Source organism: Roseococcus thiosulfatophilus, assembly GCF_017311575.1.
GTDB classification, from domain to species: Bacteria; Pseudomonadota; Alphaproteobacteria; order Acetobacterales; family Acetobacteraceae; genus Roseococcus; species Roseococcus thiosulfatophilus.
Genome location: NZ_JAFFQY010000022.1, coordinates 196799 through 212510, shown reverse-complemented (window position 1 = coordinate 212510; position 15712 = coordinate 196799). Strand labels below are relative to the sequence as shown.

At 71.8% G+C, this 15712-nt stretch carries 15 protein-coding genes; 12 read left to right on the top strand and 3 right to left on the bottom strand.

Annotated features, from left to right (window positions below; genetic code table 11):
- Positions 1-53: 53 nt before the first annotated feature.
- From JTN19_RS10195 to JTN19_RS10140, 12 genes are all read left to right on the top strand, one after another.
- Positions 54-1478, top strand: a complete 1425-nt coding sequence (locus tag JTN19_RS10195) for a sensor histidine kinase (protein WP_206932015.1) — start codon at positions 54-56, stop codon at positions 1476-1478.
- On the top strand, positions 1475-2785 hold the full coding sequence (locus JTN19_RS10190; RefSeq protein ID WP_206932014.1) for a sigma-54-dependent transcriptional regulator: 1311 nt from the start codon (positions 1475-1477) through the stop codon (positions 2783-2785). The genes JTN19_RS10195 and JTN19_RS10190 overlap by 4 nt, the downstream gene beginning before the upstream one ends.
- A gap of 8 nt (positions 2786-2793) precedes the next feature.
- The gene (locus tag JTN19_RS10185) at positions 2794-3777 is read left to right on the top strand and encodes a calcium/sodium antiporter (protein ID WP_206932013.1); all 984 of its coding nucleotides are present in this window, start codon (positions 2794-2796) and stop codon (positions 3775-3777) included.
- A 20-nt stretch (positions 3778-3797) separates the two neighbouring features.
- Positions 3798-5129, top strand: a complete 1332-nt coding sequence (locus JTN19_RS10180) for a TrkH family potassium uptake protein (RefSeq protein ID WP_242531030.1) — start codon at positions 3798-3800, stop codon at positions 5127-5129.
- On the top strand, positions 5122-5790 hold the full coding sequence (locus tag JTN19_RS10175) for a potassium channel family protein (protein ID WP_242531029.1): 669 nt from the start codon (positions 5122-5124) through the stop codon (positions 5788-5790). Before JTN19_RS10180 ends, JTN19_RS10175 begins: the two co-directional genes overlap by 8 nt.
- 196 nt (positions 5791-5986) lie before the next feature.
- A complete protein-coding gene (locus JTN19_RS10170) occupies positions 5987-6949 on the top strand; it encodes a Bug family tripartite tricarboxylate transporter substrate binding protein (RefSeq protein WP_206932005.1) in 963 nt (320 codons plus the stop codon).
- Between the two features lie 7 nt (positions 6950-6956).
- Positions 6957-8294, top strand: coding sequence for a hydrolase (locus JTN19_RS10165; protein ID WP_206932003.1), 1338 nt, complete (start codon positions 6957-6959; stop codon positions 8292-8294).
- Positions 8291-8908, top strand: coding sequence for an HAD-IA family hydrolase (locus tag JTN19_RS10160; protein ID WP_206932001.1), 618 nt, complete (start codon positions 8291-8293; stop codon positions 8906-8908). Before JTN19_RS10165 ends, JTN19_RS10160 begins: the two co-directional genes overlap by 4 nt.
- 118 nt (positions 8909-9026) lie before the next feature.
- Positions 9027-10046, top strand: a complete 1020-nt coding sequence (locus JTN19_RS10155) for an ABC transporter substrate-binding protein (protein ID WP_206931999.1) — start codon at positions 9027-9029, stop codon at positions 10044-10046.
- A gap of 29 nt (positions 10047-10075) precedes the next feature.
- Positions 10076-10804: an ABC transporter ATP-binding protein gene (locus JTN19_RS10150; protein ID WP_340643309.1), complete on the top strand. Its 729-nt coding sequence runs from the start codon at positions 10076-10078 to the stop codon at positions 10802-10804.
- The gene (locus JTN19_RS10145; protein WP_206931988.1) at positions 10804-11595 is read left to right on the top strand and encodes an ABC transporter permease; all 792 of its coding nucleotides are present in this window, start codon (positions 10804-10806) and stop codon (positions 11593-11595) included. Before JTN19_RS10150 ends, JTN19_RS10145 begins: the two co-directional genes overlap by 1 nt.
- Entirely contained in the window at positions 11592-12929 is a 1338-nt protein-coding gene (locus JTN19_RS10140; RefSeq protein WP_242531028.1) for a cytosine deaminase, read from the top strand. Before JTN19_RS10145 ends, JTN19_RS10140 begins: the two co-directional genes overlap by 4 nt.
- Here the strand turns inward: JTN19_RS10140 and JTN19_RS10135 are convergent.
- Genes JTN19_RS10135 through JTN19_RS10125 form a run of 3 tightly spaced genes read right to left on the bottom strand, consistent with a single transcriptional unit; the run spans position 12918 to position 15702 of the window.
- Positions 12918-13499, bottom strand: a complete 582-nt coding sequence (locus JTN19_RS10135; RefSeq protein WP_206931986.1) for an NAD(P)H-dependent oxidoreductase — start codon at positions 13497-13499, stop codon at positions 12918-12920. The two genes, JTN19_RS10140 and JTN19_RS10135, sit on opposite strands and share 12 nt — an antisense overlap.
- Positions 13499-14896: an FAD-binding oxidoreductase gene (locus tag JTN19_RS10130; protein WP_206931984.1), complete on the bottom strand. Its 1398-nt coding sequence runs from the start codon at positions 14894-14896 to the stop codon at positions 13499-13501. The genes JTN19_RS10135 and JTN19_RS10130 overlap by 1 nt, the downstream gene beginning before the upstream one ends.
- Positions 14893-15702 (bottom strand): creatininase family protein, encoded by an 810-nt coding sequence (locus JTN19_RS10125; protein ID WP_206931982.1) that lies wholly within the window; start codon positions 15700-15702, stop codon positions 14893-14895. Before JTN19_RS10125 ends, JTN19_RS10130 begins: the two co-directional genes overlap by 4 nt.
- Positions 15703-15712: the final 10 nt, after the last annotated feature.

The window sequence follows — 15712 nt, the reverse complement described above, 5'->3', positions numbered from 1 at the left end:
TTCGCGGTCGGCCGGGGTGGCAGGCCGCCCCGGCCTGCCCCCATATGGGCCGCATGCCGCTTCGCCACTCCCGTGCCTGGAACGCGCTGCCCATCGCGCTCAGCCTGCCGTTGCTGGCGGGGCTGGCGGCCTTCGCCGCGGCGCTCATCGTCGCGCAGGTGGCCACCCGCTCGCTGGAGCGGGAATTCGCGCGGGAGGCGGCGCGGCTCGGGGCCGTCTATCTCGACGGCATCTCGGCGGCGCTGATCGAACCCCTGCGCGCGGGCGACCCGCGCGCCATCGAGGCCGTGCTGCTGCGCGCCCTGGGTTTCCAGGAGGGCGTGCGGGAGCAGCGGCTGGTGGTGGTGCCCGCCCCGGGGGCCGCGCCCATCGTGGTCGGCGCGCGAGAGGACCCGGCCCTACCGCCCCCCTTCACCCAGGGCCGCGACACCGCCTGGGAGGTCTCGCCCGATGCCCGCACCGCCTGGGCGCAGCGGACCCTGCTGGTGGAAGGCGCGCCCCCCGCCCAGGTGGCCGCGCAGCTCGACTTCGCGCGTTCGCTGGAGCGGCGCGCGCAGCTGGGGCCGTTGCTGCTGGGGCTGGAGGGGATGCTTGCCGCCCTCGCCGGCATGCTGGTCGCGCTGTTGACGCGCCGCGCCTTGGCCCCGCTGCTGGCCGTGACCGAGGCGCTGGACCGCGCCGGGGCCGGCGATTTCCGCCCCAGCCCCGCCGCCCAGCGCCCGCCCGCCGGCACCGAGGCCGCGCGGCTGATCGAAGCGGTGGACCTGATGGCGGCGCGCCTGGCGGAGCGCGAACGCCTGGCCGCGCGCCTCGCCGAACGCGCCCAGGCGGCCGAGCTGGGTGATCTCGCGGCCACCGTGGCGCATGAGGTCCGCAACCCGCTGGCGGGCATGTTGACGGCGCTGGGCTCGGCCCGCCGCTTCGGCGAGAGCCGCGCGGCGCGTGAGGAGGCGCTGGACCTCGTGGAACGCGGCCTGCGCCAGATCCAGCAGGTGGTGCAGGCGACGCTGGACGCGCATCGCGGCACGCTGGCCCCGCGCCCCCTGACGCGCGAGGACCTGGAGGATGTGGTGCGCCTGGTCCGCCCCGAGGCCGAGCGGCGCGGGCTGCGCCTGGAACTGGCCGGGGAACTGCCCGAACCCTTTCCCGCCGACGCGCTGCCGGTGCGCCAAGCCCTACTGAACCTGCTGCTGAACGCCGTGGCGGCGACGGGGACGGGGGGCGTGGTGTCGCTGGGGGTGCGGCGCGAGGCGGATGGCACGCTGCGCCTGGAAGTGGCCGATGAAGGGGGCGGCCTGCCCGAACCCGCCCTGCGCCAGATCGAGGGGGGCGCGCGCAGCGGGCCGGGCCTCGGGCTTTCGGTGGTGATGGCGCAGCTGGCGCGTCTGGATGGCCGCATCGAGGTGGATTCCCGGCCCGGCGAGGCCACGCACATCGCCGTCTTCCTCCCGCCCGCCGCGGAGGGCGTGGCGGCATGATCCCCCCGGTGGTCATCATCGAGGATGACGAGGTGCTGGGCGGCGCCCTGGTGCAACGGCTGCGGCTGGAGGGCTTCGAGCCCCGCTGGGGACGGACGCTGGCCGAGGGCGAGGCGCTGCTGGCGCAGAAGCCGCGCCCCCTTTGCGTGCTGTGCGACATGCGCCTGCCCGATGGCTCGGGCGAGGCGCTGTTGCTGCGGCTGATGCCAAGCCTGGGCGCCACCCCCGTCATCGCCATGACGGCCTATGGCGGCGTGGAGCAGGCGGTGCGGCTGGTGCGCGCCGGCGCGGACGACTACCTGACCAAGCCCTTCGAGATCGAGGCCGTGCTGGCCCGTCTTTCGGCACTGGGCCCCCTGGCCGAGCCGCCTGCCCCCACGGGCACGGTGGGTTGGCAGTCGCCCCCCATGCGGGCGCTGGAGAACGACATCACGCGGCTCGCGCCCGCGCTGGCGCCGGTGCTGCTGCTGGGCGAAAGCGGCGCGGGCAAGGAGGTGGCCGCGCGCCGCCTGCACGCCATGGGCCCGCGCGCCGAGGCGCCCTTCGTCGCGCTCAACTGCGCCGCCATCCCGCGCGACCTGCTGGAGAGCGAGGTCTTCGGCCATGAGCGCGGCGCCTTCACCGGCGCCGCCGAACGCCGCCTGGGTGCCGCCGAACGCGCCGGCGCCGGCACCCTGCTGCTGGACGAGGTGGCGGAGCTGGAACCTGCGCTGCAGGCCAAGCTGCTGCGCCTGCTGGAGGACCGGCGCTTCCTGCGCGTGGGCGGTGCCAAGGAGATCCCGCTGGAGGCGCGCGTCGTCGCCGCCACCAACGCGGACCTGGCGGCCCGCGTGGCGGAGGGGCGCTTCCGTGGTGACCTCTACTACCGCCTGGCCGTGGTGGAGCTGCATGTCCCGCCGCTGCGCGAACGCGCGGAGGACATCCTGCCGCTCGCCCGCGCCCTGCTGGCGGAAAGCGCCCGGCAGGCGGGGCGGACGGACCTCTCCCTCACGCCCGAGGCCGAGGCCGCGCTGGAAGCCCACCCCTGGCCCGGCAATGTGCGCGAACTGCGCAACCGCATCGAGCGCGCGGCCCTGCTGGCCCCCGACGCCGCGCTGACGCCGGCCGATCTGTTCCCCGGGGCTGTCGCGCCTCCCGCGCCGCAGACCCTCGCCGAGGCGCGCGACGCGGCCGAGCGCGCCCATATCCAACGCATCCTGGCGCGCTGCGGGGGCCGCATGGCCGATGCCGCGCGCCTTCTGGGCATTTCGCGCACCACGCTGTGGGAACGCGCGAAGCGCCTGGGCCTTTCCCCTCAAGAGGACTGAAGCTTTCCATGGAACTCGCGCTCTGGCTGCTCGGCGGCCTGGTCATGCTGGTGCTCGGCGGCGAATTGCTGGTGCGCGGCGCGGTGCAGATCGCCGGCCGCCTGGGCATCTCGCCGCTGCTGGTGGGGCTGACGGTGGTGGCCTTCGGCACTTCGACGCCCGAACTCGTCACCAGCGTGCAGGCCTCGCTGGCTGGCTCGCCGGGCATCGCGCTGGGCAACATCGTGGGCTCGAACATCGCCAATGTGCTGCTGATCCTGGGCGTGGCGGCGCTGCTCTGCCCCGTCGCGGTCAATTCACGCGCGCTGGCGCGGGATGGCGGCCTGGGCTTCCTGGCCGCGCTGGCGCTCCTGGCCGTGGGGCTGTTCTGGACGATGGACCGCGCGGTGGGGCTGCTGCTGCTGCTGGCCCTCATCGGCTACATCGTCTTCGCCTACCGGCAGGAGCGGTTGGCGGATGGCGCCGACCACGGCGCCGCCTATGACAAGGCCGAGGCCTTCGCCGCGGCGCAACCCCCCGCCCTGCCCCTGTCGCGCGCGCTGGGCGGGCTGCCGGGCGCCATCCTGCAACTGGTGGCGGGGCTCGGGCTGATCGTGGCCGGGGGTGCCTTGCTGGTGGACGCCGCCGTGACGCTCGCCCGCGCGCTGGAAGTTTCGGAGGAGGTGATCGGGCTGACCATCATCGCCGTCGGCACCTCGTTGCCCGAGCTGGTCACGTCGGTCGTGGCCGCGCTGCGGCGGCAGGCGGATGTGGCGCTGGGCAATGTGCTGGGGTCGAACATCTACAACATACTGGGCATCGCCGGCGCCACGGCGCTGATCGCGCCGACCGAGGTGCCGGCCACCATCGCGAATTTCGACGCCTGGGTGATGGTGGCGGCCGCGCTGCTGCTGCTGGTGGTGGCCCGCACCGGCTGGCGGGTGGGGCGGCGCGAGGGCGGGGTTCTGCTGGCCTGCTATGCGGCCTATGTCTGGAGCGCCTGGCCCGCCTGAGCCAGTCTGGAGGAACGCCGTTGGGGCGCACGCTGGCCCATCCCGCCCGCATCATCCCGCTGGGCTTCCTGGCGGCGATCATGCTGGGCACCGCCCTGCTGATGCTGCCCATCTCGCGCGCCGGGCCGGGCGGGGCTCCCTTCATCACGGCGCTGTTCACGGCCACCTCGGCCGTGTGCATCACGGGCCTCGCGGTGGTGGACACCGCCACCTATTGGTCCGGCTTCGGCCGCAGCGTGATCATGCTGCTGTTCCAGCTGGGCGGCTTCGGCATCATGAGCGGCGCCACGTTGCTGGGGCTGCTGGTGGCGCGGCGGCTGCGCCTCGGCACGCGGCTGATCGCGCAGCACGAGACGCGCAGCCTGGGCCTCGGTGATGTGAAGCAGGTGCTGTGGCTGGTGCTGGGCATCACCGTGGTGGTGCAGTCGGTGACGACGCTCGCGCTGGCGCTGCGGCTGCGGCTGGGCCACGGGATGGGGTGGGAGGACGCCCTTTGGCACGGGCTGTTCCACGCCGTCTCGGCCTTCAACAATGCGGGCTTCTCCACCTTCAGCGACAGCATGGTGGGCTTCGCGCGCGACCCGCTGGTGCTGGCGCCGGTGGGGCTCGCGGTGTTCATCGGCGCCATCGGCTTCCCGGTGGTGGCGGATTTGCTGCGCGACCCCTGGCGGCCCGCCCGCTGGTCGCTGCACGCGAAGCTGACGTTGGTCGCCACGGGTATCCTGTTCGGCGGCGGCCTGCTGGCCCTGCTGGCCTTCGAGTGGGACAACGCCGCCACCCTGGGCGCGCTGGAATGGCCGCACCGCGTGGTGAACGCCGCCTTCCATTCCGCCATGCTGCGCTCCGGCGGGCTGAACAGCCTGGATGTGGGCCTGATGCGCGACGAGACGCTGACCGTCAGCTACGCGCTGATGTTCGTGGGCGGCGGCAGCGCGGGCACGGGCGGGGGCGTGCGCGTGACCACGCTGGTCGTGCTGGCGCTGGTGGTCTGGGCGGTGGCGCGGGGCGAGCCGGATGCCAATATCTACGGCCGCCGCATCCCGGTCGAGATCCAGCGCCAGGCCCTGGCGGTGGTGATGCTGGCGCTCGCGCTCTGCGCCGGCGGTTCGCTCGCGCTCCAGATGCTGACGGATTTCCCCCTGCGCGACGTGATGTTCGAGGTGATCTCGGCCACCGCCACCGTCGGCCTGTCCACCGGCATCACGCCGGACCTTCCGCCCGGCGCGCAATTCGTGCTGTCGGTGTTGATGTTCACGGGCCGGGTGGGCACCGTGACCGTCGTGACGGCGCTCGCCTTGCAGAGCAGCCTGAAACCCTATCGCTATCCCGAGGAGCGCCCGATCGTTGGCTAGGATCATCCCGCATGGCGATATCGTCGTCATCGGCCTCGGCCGCTTCGGCGGCGCGGTCGCGGCCGAACTCGCGAAGCTCGGCCATGACGTGCTGGGCGTGGACGAGAGTGCCGAACTCGTCCAGTCCTGGTCCGACCGGCTGACCCATGTGGTCCAGGCCGACTGCACCAGCAGCGAGACGCTGCGCCGCCTGGGCATCGCCGAGTTCAGCCACGCCGTGGTCGCCATCGGCACGGACCTGGAGGCCAGCGTGCTGACCGTGCTGGCGCTGAGCGAGCTGGGCGTGCCCGACATCTGGGCCAAGGCGCTCGGCCCCAAGCATGGGCGCATCCTGGAGCGCACGGGCGCGCACCACGTGGTCTACCCCGAGGCCGAGATGGGCGAGCGGGTGGCGCACCTGGTGGTCGGCGGCAAGATGATGGACTTCATGGAGTTCGACGACGGCTTCGCCATCGGCAAGACCCGCGCGCCGCCCGAGGCCATCGGGAAGACGCTGACCGAATGCGGGCTGCGCCGGAAGCATGGCGTGACCGTGGTGGGGGTGAAGCGCCCGCGCGAGGAATTCACCAACGCCACCCCCGACACGCTGATCCAGGCGGGCGATCTGCTGATCGTCTCCGGGCCGACCGACAAGGTGGAGGCCTTCGCCCGCATCACGTGATTCCTGGCCCTCAATCGCCGGGCGCCGCGCATCCGCGCGGCTTGGCTTCGCGGCACAGGCCGCGGGCCGCATTCGCGGCCTCGGCCCTACGGGCCGCAAGACCAAGCTTCACCCGACGTCGCACATCCATGTGACCTGCCCGGCTTGCAGCCGCGCGCGGCGCGCCACATCCTGGGAGGCTTCCAGGAGACGCCCCATGCTCACTCGCCGCAATGCCCTTGGGATGGGCCTGGCCACGCTCGCCGCGCCGGCCGCGGCCCAGGGCGGCTTTCCCGAACGGCCGCTCCGCTGGATCGTGGGCTACCCGCCCGGCGGGCCCTCGGACGCCTTCGCCCGGCTGATCGGCGCGCAGATGGCGCCGCGCCTCGGCCAGAACGTGCTCATCGAGAACCGGGTGGGCGGTGGCGCCGTGCTGGCCAGCGAGACGGCGGCCCGCGCCGCGCCCAATGGCTACACCTGGCTGCACGTGGACAATGGCATCCTGACCTACAACCCGGCGCTCTATGCGCGGCTGCCCTACAACCCGGACACGGACCTGACCGGGGTGGGCTTCATCGGGCGCTTCCCCCTCTACATCGTGGTGCGGCGGGAGGGAGGGCCGGCCAGCTTCGCGGAATTCCTGGCCGCCGCGCGCACCCGGGCGCCCACCTATGGCTCGCCCGCCGTCGCCTCGCCGCACCACTTGGCCATGGAGATGGTCCGCCGCCGCACCGGGCTGGACGCCACCCATGTGCCCTATCGCGGTGGGCCGGCCGCCATGCAGGACCTGATGGGCGGCAGCGTGGACAGCGTGATGATCGACACCGCCACCGGCCTGCCCTTCATCCGCGACGGGCGGGTGCGGGCGCTCGCCGTGCTGAGCGAGGCGCGCAGCCCTCAGGCGCCGGACGTGCCCACCATGCGCGAACTGGGCCATGACGCCGTGGCCTTCGGCTGGCAGGGCATGAGCGTGCCCGCGGGCACCCCCGCCCCCATCATCGACCGCCTGGCGCGGGACATGATCGCGGCCATCCAGTCCGAGCCCATCGTCCAGCGCATGCAGGATTTGGGCATCCAGTACCAGCCCTGGACGCCCGCCGAATTCAACGCCTTCGTCGCCGCCGAGAACGCGCTGTGGCGGCCGTTGATCCGGGAACTGGGCATTCGCCTCGACAGCTGAGAACCCCATGAACATCACCCGCCGCGCCACTCTGGGCGCCTTCCTCGCCACGCCCTTCCTCATTCGTGCCGCCCGCGCGCAGGAGGGGCACACCCCCATCCTGATGGTCCATGGCAATGGCGACCACGCGGCGCTGTGGCTGACCACGCTGTGGCGCTTCGAGGCCAATGGCTGGCCGCGCGACCGGCTGCGGGCCGTGAACATGCCCGACCCCGTGGCCCGCGCGAACGATTCCGTGGCACAGGAACACCGCAGCTCCAGCGCCGAACAGACCGAGCGCCTGGCCGCCATGGTGGCGGAGTTCCGCGCCCGCACGGGTGCGGAGAAGATCGCGCTGATCGGCAATTCGCGCGGCGGCTATCCCATCCGCGACTTCGTGGTGCACCAGGGCGGGCACCGGCAGGTCAGCCACGCCATCCTCTGCGGCACGCCCAACCGCGGCGTCTTCGACTGGGAGTTCAACCCGGGCAGCGAGTTCAACGCCCGCAGCCCCTTCCTGCAGCGGCTGAACGGTGGGGCGACGGATGTGGTGGAGGGCACGGCCTTCATGACCCTCCGCTCCGACAATGACCTCTTCGCTCAGCCCGATGGCCGCTTCGTGGGCCGGGCCGGCACGCCCACGGGTGTTACGCAGGACGGGCCGGCGCTGCGGGGCGCCACCAACATCCTGTTGCCCGGCCTGGATCACCGCGAGGTGGCCTACCATTGGCGCGCCTTCCGCGAGCAGTTCCGCTTCATCGCGGGGCGCGAGCCCGCGCGGCTGGACGTGCCGGCCGAGGCCCGGCCGGTGTTGAACGGGCTGGTGACGAACCTCGTCGCCGGTGCCGCCACCAACCGCCCCGTGGCCGGCGCGGTGGTGGAGGTGTTCCGCACCGACCCCGCCACCGGCGCCCGCATGGGCGAGGCGCTGCACCGCCGCGAGACCGGCGCCGATGGTGTCTGGGGCCCGGTCACCGTGGACAGCGCCTGGACGCTGGAGATCGTGCTGGCGGCACCCGGCCACCTCATCGCCCATTACTTCCGCTCACCCTTCCCGCGCAGCACCGATGTGCTGCACCTCCGCCCGCCCGCGCCGCTGAACGAGGCCGACCGCGCCGCCGCCTGCGTGGTGCGGATGACGCGGCCGCGCGGCTACTACGGCTGGCCGCGCGACGTGGTGCTGCTGGACGGGCGCGAGGCGGCCGAACGCCGCGAGGGCGTGGCCAGCCTCGCCGTCACCACCGCCCGCCTGCCGGCCGAGCGTGCCGGCACGCCCATCCAAGGCCTGTTCAACCAGGAGCGTGTCTACGGCCGCGTGCTGCCGCTGGGTGAGAACCGCGTGGCCCTGCTGGAAATGACCTGGTGACGCGCTGGGTCGTCTTCGACGTGGGCGGCGTGCTGGTGGACGAGGCGCGGGTCTGGCGCGGCTGGACCGAACTTGTGGGCCTGTCCGAACAGGAGTTCCGCGCGGCGCTGGGCGCCGGCATCCGCGCCGGCAAGGGCATCGGCGGCACGGTGCGGGAGCTGGCGCCGGGCCTCGACATCCGCGCCCACCGCCAGCGGCTGGCCGAGCTGGAGATCCCGCGCGAGGAGGACCTCTACCCCGATGTGCGCCAGGCCCTGGCGGAACTGCGGGCGGCGGGCTTCGCCATCGGCATCGCGGGCAACCAGCCGCATGGGGTGGCGGAGGCGCTGGCGGCGCTCGACCTCGGCGCGGATTTCGTGGCGACCTCGGCCCAGTGGGGCGTCTCCAAGCCTGATTCCGGCTTCTTCGCCCGCGTGCTGGAGGCCGCAGGCGCGGCCCCCGACCGCATCGCCTATGTGGGCGACCGGTTGGACAATGATGTGGCCCCGGCCCGGGCCGCCGGCATGCGCCCCCTCTTCCTGCCGCGCGGCCCCTGGGGCGAGGCGCATGACGAAACCCCCCATGTCGCCGAGCGGGTGGAAAGCCTGCTGGACATCCGGGCAGCGCTGGGCTGAGCCGCCCGCGCCTTGGGCAGCTTCGGGCTTGCAACCCGCGGCCCGGCACGGCATCCCTGCTGTTGCAACCCGCGCCGGCGCCAACATGTCCGGTGCCCAGAATGGTCGGAGGCGGTAGATGCGGACTCGCTACAGGATCGAACGGCGCGCGCTTCTTGGCGGCGGCACGGCACTCGCGCTGGCGGCGGTGCCCGGCGCGCGGGTGGGCGTGGCGCAAAGCCTGGACCGCGTGATCTTCCACACGGATTGGCGCGCCCAGGCCGAGCATGGCGGCTTCTACAAGGCGGTGGCCGACGGCATCTACCGCCGCCACGGCATCGAGTGCGAAATCCGCATGGGCGGGCCGCAGCAGAACCCCGCGCAGTTGCTCCTGGCCGGGCGCGTGGACGCCATCATGGGCAACGGGTTCCAGGCGCTGAACTTCGTGCGGGAGAACATCCCCTTCCTCTGCGTCGGCGCCATCTTCCAGAAGGACCCGCAGATCCTCATGACGCATGAGGGCAACGGGATCGAGCGCTTCGAGGACATGCGCGGCCGCCCGGTGCTGATCGGCGCCGCGGGCCGCGTCACCTTCTGGCCCTTCCTCAAGGCGCGCTTCGGCTTCGCCGATGACCAGATCCGTCCCTACACCTTCAACATCCAGCCCTTCCTGGCCGACCGCATGGCCATCCAGCAGGGCTTCCTGAGCTCCGAGCCCTTCAGCGCCATCCAGGCGGGCGTGCGGCCGCGCGTCTTCCTCATCGCCGATGCGGGGTATGAGAACTACAACAACACCGTGCTGGTCAGCCGCCGCATGGTGGACCAGCGGGGCGAGGTGCTGCAGCGCTTCATGACCGCCAGCATCGAGGGCTGGGCCGGCTACATGGCGGGCCGCGACAATGCGGCGGCCGACGCCGCCATCATCCGCGACAACCCCGAGATGAATGCCGAGCGCATCGCCTACGCCATCCGCGTGATGAACGAGATGGGCATCGTGATGAGCGGCGACGCCGAGCGCCTGGGCATCGGCGCCATGACCGACGCCCGCTGGGAAAGCTTCTACAATTCCTGCCGCGATGCGGGCCTGTATCCGGCCGGGATGGACTTCAAGCGCGCCTATGATCTGCGCTTTGTGAACCAGCGCGTGGGGTTGACCTGAGCGCCTCGCCCCTCGTCTCGCTGCGGGGCGTGGCCAAGCGCTACGGCACCGGGACGCTCGCCGTTCAGGACGTGGACATGGACTTGGCGCGCGGGGATTTCCTCGCGCTGCTGGGGCCGTCGGGCTGCGGCAAATCCACGCTGCTGCGGATGATTGCGGGGCTGATCCCGCCCTCTTCCGGCGAGATCAGCTTTCCCGCCGACCCCGCGGCCCGCAAGGGCATCGGCTTCGTCTTCCAGGAGCCGACGCTGATGCCGTGGGCCACGGCCGCGCGCAACGTCGCGCTGCCGCTGGAACTGGCGGGGATGAACCGGCGCGAGGCCCATGCCCGCGCCGTCGAGATGCTGGCGCGGGTGGAACTCGCCGGCTTCGAGGATGCCTATCCGCGTGCATTATCGGGCGGCATGAAGATGCGCGTCTCCATCGCCCGCGCGCTGGTGACCAGGCCGCGCCTGCTGCTGATGGACGAACCCTTCGCGGCGCTGGACGAGATCACGCGCTTTCGCCTGAACAATGATTTGCTGAACCTCTGGCGGGATGAACGCTTCACCGTGGTCTTCGTCACGCATTCCGTCTTCGAGAGCGTGTTTCTCGCCGAGCGCATTATGGTCATGGCCCCGCGCCCAGGCCGCGTGGTGCGGGAGCTGCGCGTGCCGGCCGAGGACCGCGACCTGCCGGAATTCCGCACCTCCGCCAACTACGCCGCGCATTGCCGCGAGGTGAGCCACGCGCTCGCCGCCGCGATGGAGGCGGCGTGATGGGCGGCGCGCAGGCGCTGCGCTGGTTCGCGCCGGCGGTGCTGGGCTTCCTGGCGCTCGCCGCCTGGGAATGGGTGGTCTGGGCGCGGGAGATTCCGCCCTTCATCCTGCCCGGCCCGGTGCAGATCGCGCAGACGCTGGCGCGCGACTGGGATTCACTCTCGGTCTCCCTGCTGGTGACGGTGCAGATCACCTTCGCGGCCCTGGCCGTAGCGGCCTCGCTGGGGCTGCTGCTCGCCATTCTCTTCGCGCAATCGCGCGTGATCGAGATGAGCCTGTTTCCCTATGCGGTGGTGCTGCAGGTGACGCCCATCGTGGCCATCGCGCCGCTCATCATCATCTGGGTGGATGATGTGCGGGCGGCGCTGCTGATCTGCGCCTGGATCGTCGCCTTCTTCCCCATCCTCTCCAACACCACGGTCGGGCTGCAAAGCACGGACCGGAATCTGCTGGACCTGTTTCGGCTGTATGGCGCCTCGCGCTGGCAGGTGCTGTGGCGGCTGAAGCTGCCGAGTGCCATGCCTTATTTCCTGGCGGGGCTACGGATTTCGGGCGGGCTGGCACTGATCGGCGCCATCGTCGCGGAATTCGTGGCGGGCACGGGAGGCACGGCCTCCGGGCTGGCCTACCGCATCCTGGAATCCGGCTACCAGTTGCAGATCCCGCGCATGTTCGCGGCCCTCGTGCTCGTCTCCGGCACGGGCATCGCCATCTTCATGGCGCTGTCGCTGTTGTCCCACCTCCTTCTGCGGCGCTGGCATGAAAGCGCCGATACGGGTGAACACCGATGATGCAGGCATTGCGGGCGGCGCTGGCCGGGGCGGGGGCGCGCTATTGGCTGCGGGATGCGCGGGTGCCGGCCTCCCTGGTCGAGGGCGCGCCCGGTGTGCCGGACGTGCAGGACCTGCTGCGGCTGGATGTGCGGGTGGAGGACGGGCGCATTGCGGCGCTGGCTCCCCTCGGCACCGCACCGGAGGGGCCATCGCTCGATGGCGGGCAGCTCTGGCCAGGCCTGGTGGACGGGCACACCCATCTCGACAAGGGCCATATCTGGCCGCGCCGCCCCAACCCGACCGGGGATTTCGCGGGTGCCCTCGAAAGCGTCATGGCCGACCGCGACGCGAATTGGTCCGCGCGCGACATCACCGCCCGTGCCGAGTTCGCCCTGCGCTGCGCCCACGCGCATGGGACTGTGGCCATCCGCACCCATCTCGACAGCTACATGCCCCATGCCCCCATCGCCTGGGAGGCGTTTCGCCGCCTGCGCGAGGCCTGGGCCGGGCGCATCACATTGCAGATGTCCTCCATCTGCCCGCTGGACCGCTTCGCCACCTCGGAGGGCGAAGAACTGGCCGACATCGTCGCGCAATCGGGCGGCGTGCTGGGCATGGTGACGCGGCTGACCGGTGGCGTGCATGACGACCTGCCGCCCGACTTCCAGCCCATGCTGGATCACTTCTTCGCACTGGCCGAGGCACGCGGCCTGGACCTTGACCTGCATGTGGACGAGAGCGGCGAGACCGGTGCCCGCGCGCTCCGCGAAATCGCGATCACGGCGTTGCGGCGCGGCTTCAAGGGGCGCATCCAGTGCGGGCATTGCTGCTCGCTCTCCCTCCAGCCAGACGACTATGCGCGCGAGACCATCGCCCGCGTGGCCGAGGCCGGCATCTCCATCATCGTGCTGCCCATGTGCAACATGTATCTCCAGGACCGCGTGGCCGGCCGCACGCCGCGCTGGCGGGGTGTGACGCTGGTGCATGAGATGCGCGCGGCCGGCGTGAACGTCTCCGTGGCGTCGGACAACACGCGCGACCCCTTCTATGCCTATGGCGACCTCGACATGGTGGAGGTGATGCGCGAGGCCACGCGCATCCTGCACCTCGACCACCCGCCGGCCGGTTGGGCGGCGGCGGCGGGCGCCAACCCGGCGCGCGCCATGGGCATCGCAGCGGGGGTGATCCGCGTGGGCGCGGTGGCGGACCTCATCGCCTTCCGGGCGCGCGGCCTGACGGAATGGCTCAGCCGCCCGCAGAGCGACCGCATCGTGTTGCGCGCCGGCCGCGTGCTGGACGCGACACCGCCTGATTACCGGGAGTTGGACGAAGCGCTGGGCCTACCAGGCTGACAGCCGCGCCTTGACCTTCGCCAGGAAGCGCGTGCGGTCCGCCGCACCCCGCGTGTCCATGCGCGTGAGGTAGAGCCAGTCCACCGGGCAGCCCTTCGCGCAAAGCCGCCTGACGCCGCCCGCCAGCACGCGCCGGTCAGGCCACAGCAGGAACAGCAGCAGCCAGAGCGGCGAGCCATAGGTCGTTACCACGCCCATGCGCTTGATGTTCCTCAGCGCGGGCTGGATGGCGCCATCGCTGAAGGTGAAGGTGACGCCTGGCACCCAGACGCGGTCGAACCAGCCCTTCAGCATCGCGGGCATGCCATACCACCAGGTGGGATAGACCAGCAGCAGGGCGTCGGCGCGGCGCAACTGCGCGATCTCGTGCTCGATGCCCGCCTGGTTCGCGGATTCATCATTGTAGACGCCGCGTTCCTCGGCGCTCAGCACCGGGTTGAAGCCCTCGGCGTAAAGGTCGCGCAGTTCGACCTCATGGCCGCGGGCCCGCAGCGCCTCCAGGGCCGTGTCGCGCAGAGCCGCGGAAAAACTGTCGGCGCGCGGGTGGCAGAAGACCATCAGGACGCGCATCACTCGGCCTCGTCGTCGGATGCCGGGAACAGGTAGACCTTGCCCGGCCGATCCGGCGTCCAGTCCGGGTCGTCCCAGGCCAGCATCTTGCCGGGGTTGAGCAATCCCAGCGGGTCGGCCTGGCGCTTGAAGGCGAGCTGCGCGGCGTCCACCTGTTTCATGCCGCCCTCTTCCAGCGTGAAGGCGTGCGGGTTGAAGATGGGCGCACCGGCATCCTCATGGATGCGGATGATCTCATTCAGGCGCTCCTCCGTCGTGAAGCGCACCAGTTGCAGCCCGAAGCAGCACACCTTCCCGCCGAGCCGCACATATTCGAGGTGGATGGGCACCTCATCGCCGAATTCCCGCTCCATTCGCGCGATGAGTTCCAGGTGGTCCGGCGCGGGAAACAGCGTCTGGAGGTAGGTGATGGAACGATCCACCTTCAGCGCCTGGAGCGTGGTGTGGTTCCAGGTGAACTCATAGGCCGGGACGGGCGCGTCCTCTGTGCGGAGGCGCGCCACCTCGCGCCCGCGATGCCGCGCCAGCAGCGGCGCCACAGCGTCGAGATAGGGCGGCGCCACCATGGCCAGCACCACTGCCTCGGTGTCGCCCACCGCCGGGAAGCCCTTGAAATACTGCTGCGCGATGGGCGCGGCCAGCACACAGACCAGCTTCTTCACCACGCCGTCCATGGCGGTCAGCGCATCGCCGAAGCGCGCCGCGTCCATCAGCGAGGGGAAGGCCAGGGTCAGGTCCAGCCAATCCTCGGCGGGGGCCAGCGGTATCTCCACCTCGGTGATGATGCCGGTGGTGCCATAGGCGTGGTTGGCGAGGTCGAGATCGGCCCCGCGCAGTTCCAGCACGCGGGGCGTTTCCTCCATGGTCACCACGCGCAGCCCCAGCACATTGCCCGGCTCGCGCAGGATGCCCCAGGTGCAGGAGCCGATGCCGGAAGACCCGCCGCCGATGAAGCCGCCAATGGTGGCGGTGCGCTTCGTCGAGGGGTGGAAGCGCAGCTCGCCCCCCACCGCCGCGCGGGTGTGGCGGTCCATGTCCATAATCTTCGCCCCCGCCTGGGCGCGCACCAGACCCGGCTTCGCCCAGAGCACCGCATCCATGGCCGACATGTCCAGCACCACGCCGCCGAGCAGCGGCATGGCCTGGCCGTAATTGCCCGTGCCCGCGCCGCGCGTGGTGACGGGGATGCGCCGCGCGTGGCATTCGGCCAGCAGGCGCACCACCTCTTCCTCATTGCGCGGCACGGCCACCGCATCGGCGCGCGCGCCGTTCAACTGGCGCTTCAGCACGGGGCTGTACCAGAAGAAGTCGCGGCTCTTCTGCCGCACCAGGGCCGGGTCGGTGATCCAGTCGAGGCCGGGCAGGGCGGCCATCAGGCCCGTGATGTCATGGGTCATGGCAATCCCTTGGGGGTCTGTTCGAGCCAGGCGGCGATGTCGCAGCGGCGCACCGCCTCCAGCAGGGCGACGAGGCGCGTGGCGCAATGGTCCAGGATCGCGGCGCCGGCCTCGGGTGTCGCGGCCGCCGCATCGCCCACCGCGCCGGCGGGGTTCAGGTCCTGCGCCTGCCAGGCCGGCGCCGCCCCGCTGCCGGGCGCGAGTGGCGCCTCAAGCCCCGCCCAGGCCGAGCGGAAATCCCGCGCCTGTTCCATCCGCACCCGCGCGGGTTCCAGCGCCAGCATCAGGCTGGTTTCCACGAAGCCCGCATGGATGCCGAAGCGGTCCTCCTCCGCGCCCACCAGCCCGGGCGGGTTCCCCATTCGCCCCGGGTTGGCGGCGACGGCGAAGAGCCCCGCCTCGATCCGCAGCCGCCGCGCCAGGATCTCCATGATCTGCTGGTTGCCGCCATGGGTGTTCAGCAGCACCAGCCGCTTCACCCCCGCGCGCGCCACCCCGCGCCCGATCTCGGTCCAGAGCGCCAGCAGCGTCTCGGGCGAACCCGTCAGCGAACCCGGAAACCGCCCATGTTCGACCGAGCAGCCGATGGCCTGCACGGGCAGCACCAGCACCGGGAAATCCGCGGGCAGGCGGGCCAGTGCCGCGTCCAGCACGCCCTGGTTGATGCGCGTGTCCACCGACAGCGGCAAATGCGGCCCATGCTGTTCGGTGGCGGCCAGCGGCAGCACGGCCACCGTGTCGGGTGGCAGGCCAGCGAAGTCGGTCCAGGCCAGGTCGGCCCAGCGGCGGGAGGGCAAGGGAGGCATGCGCCCGCTT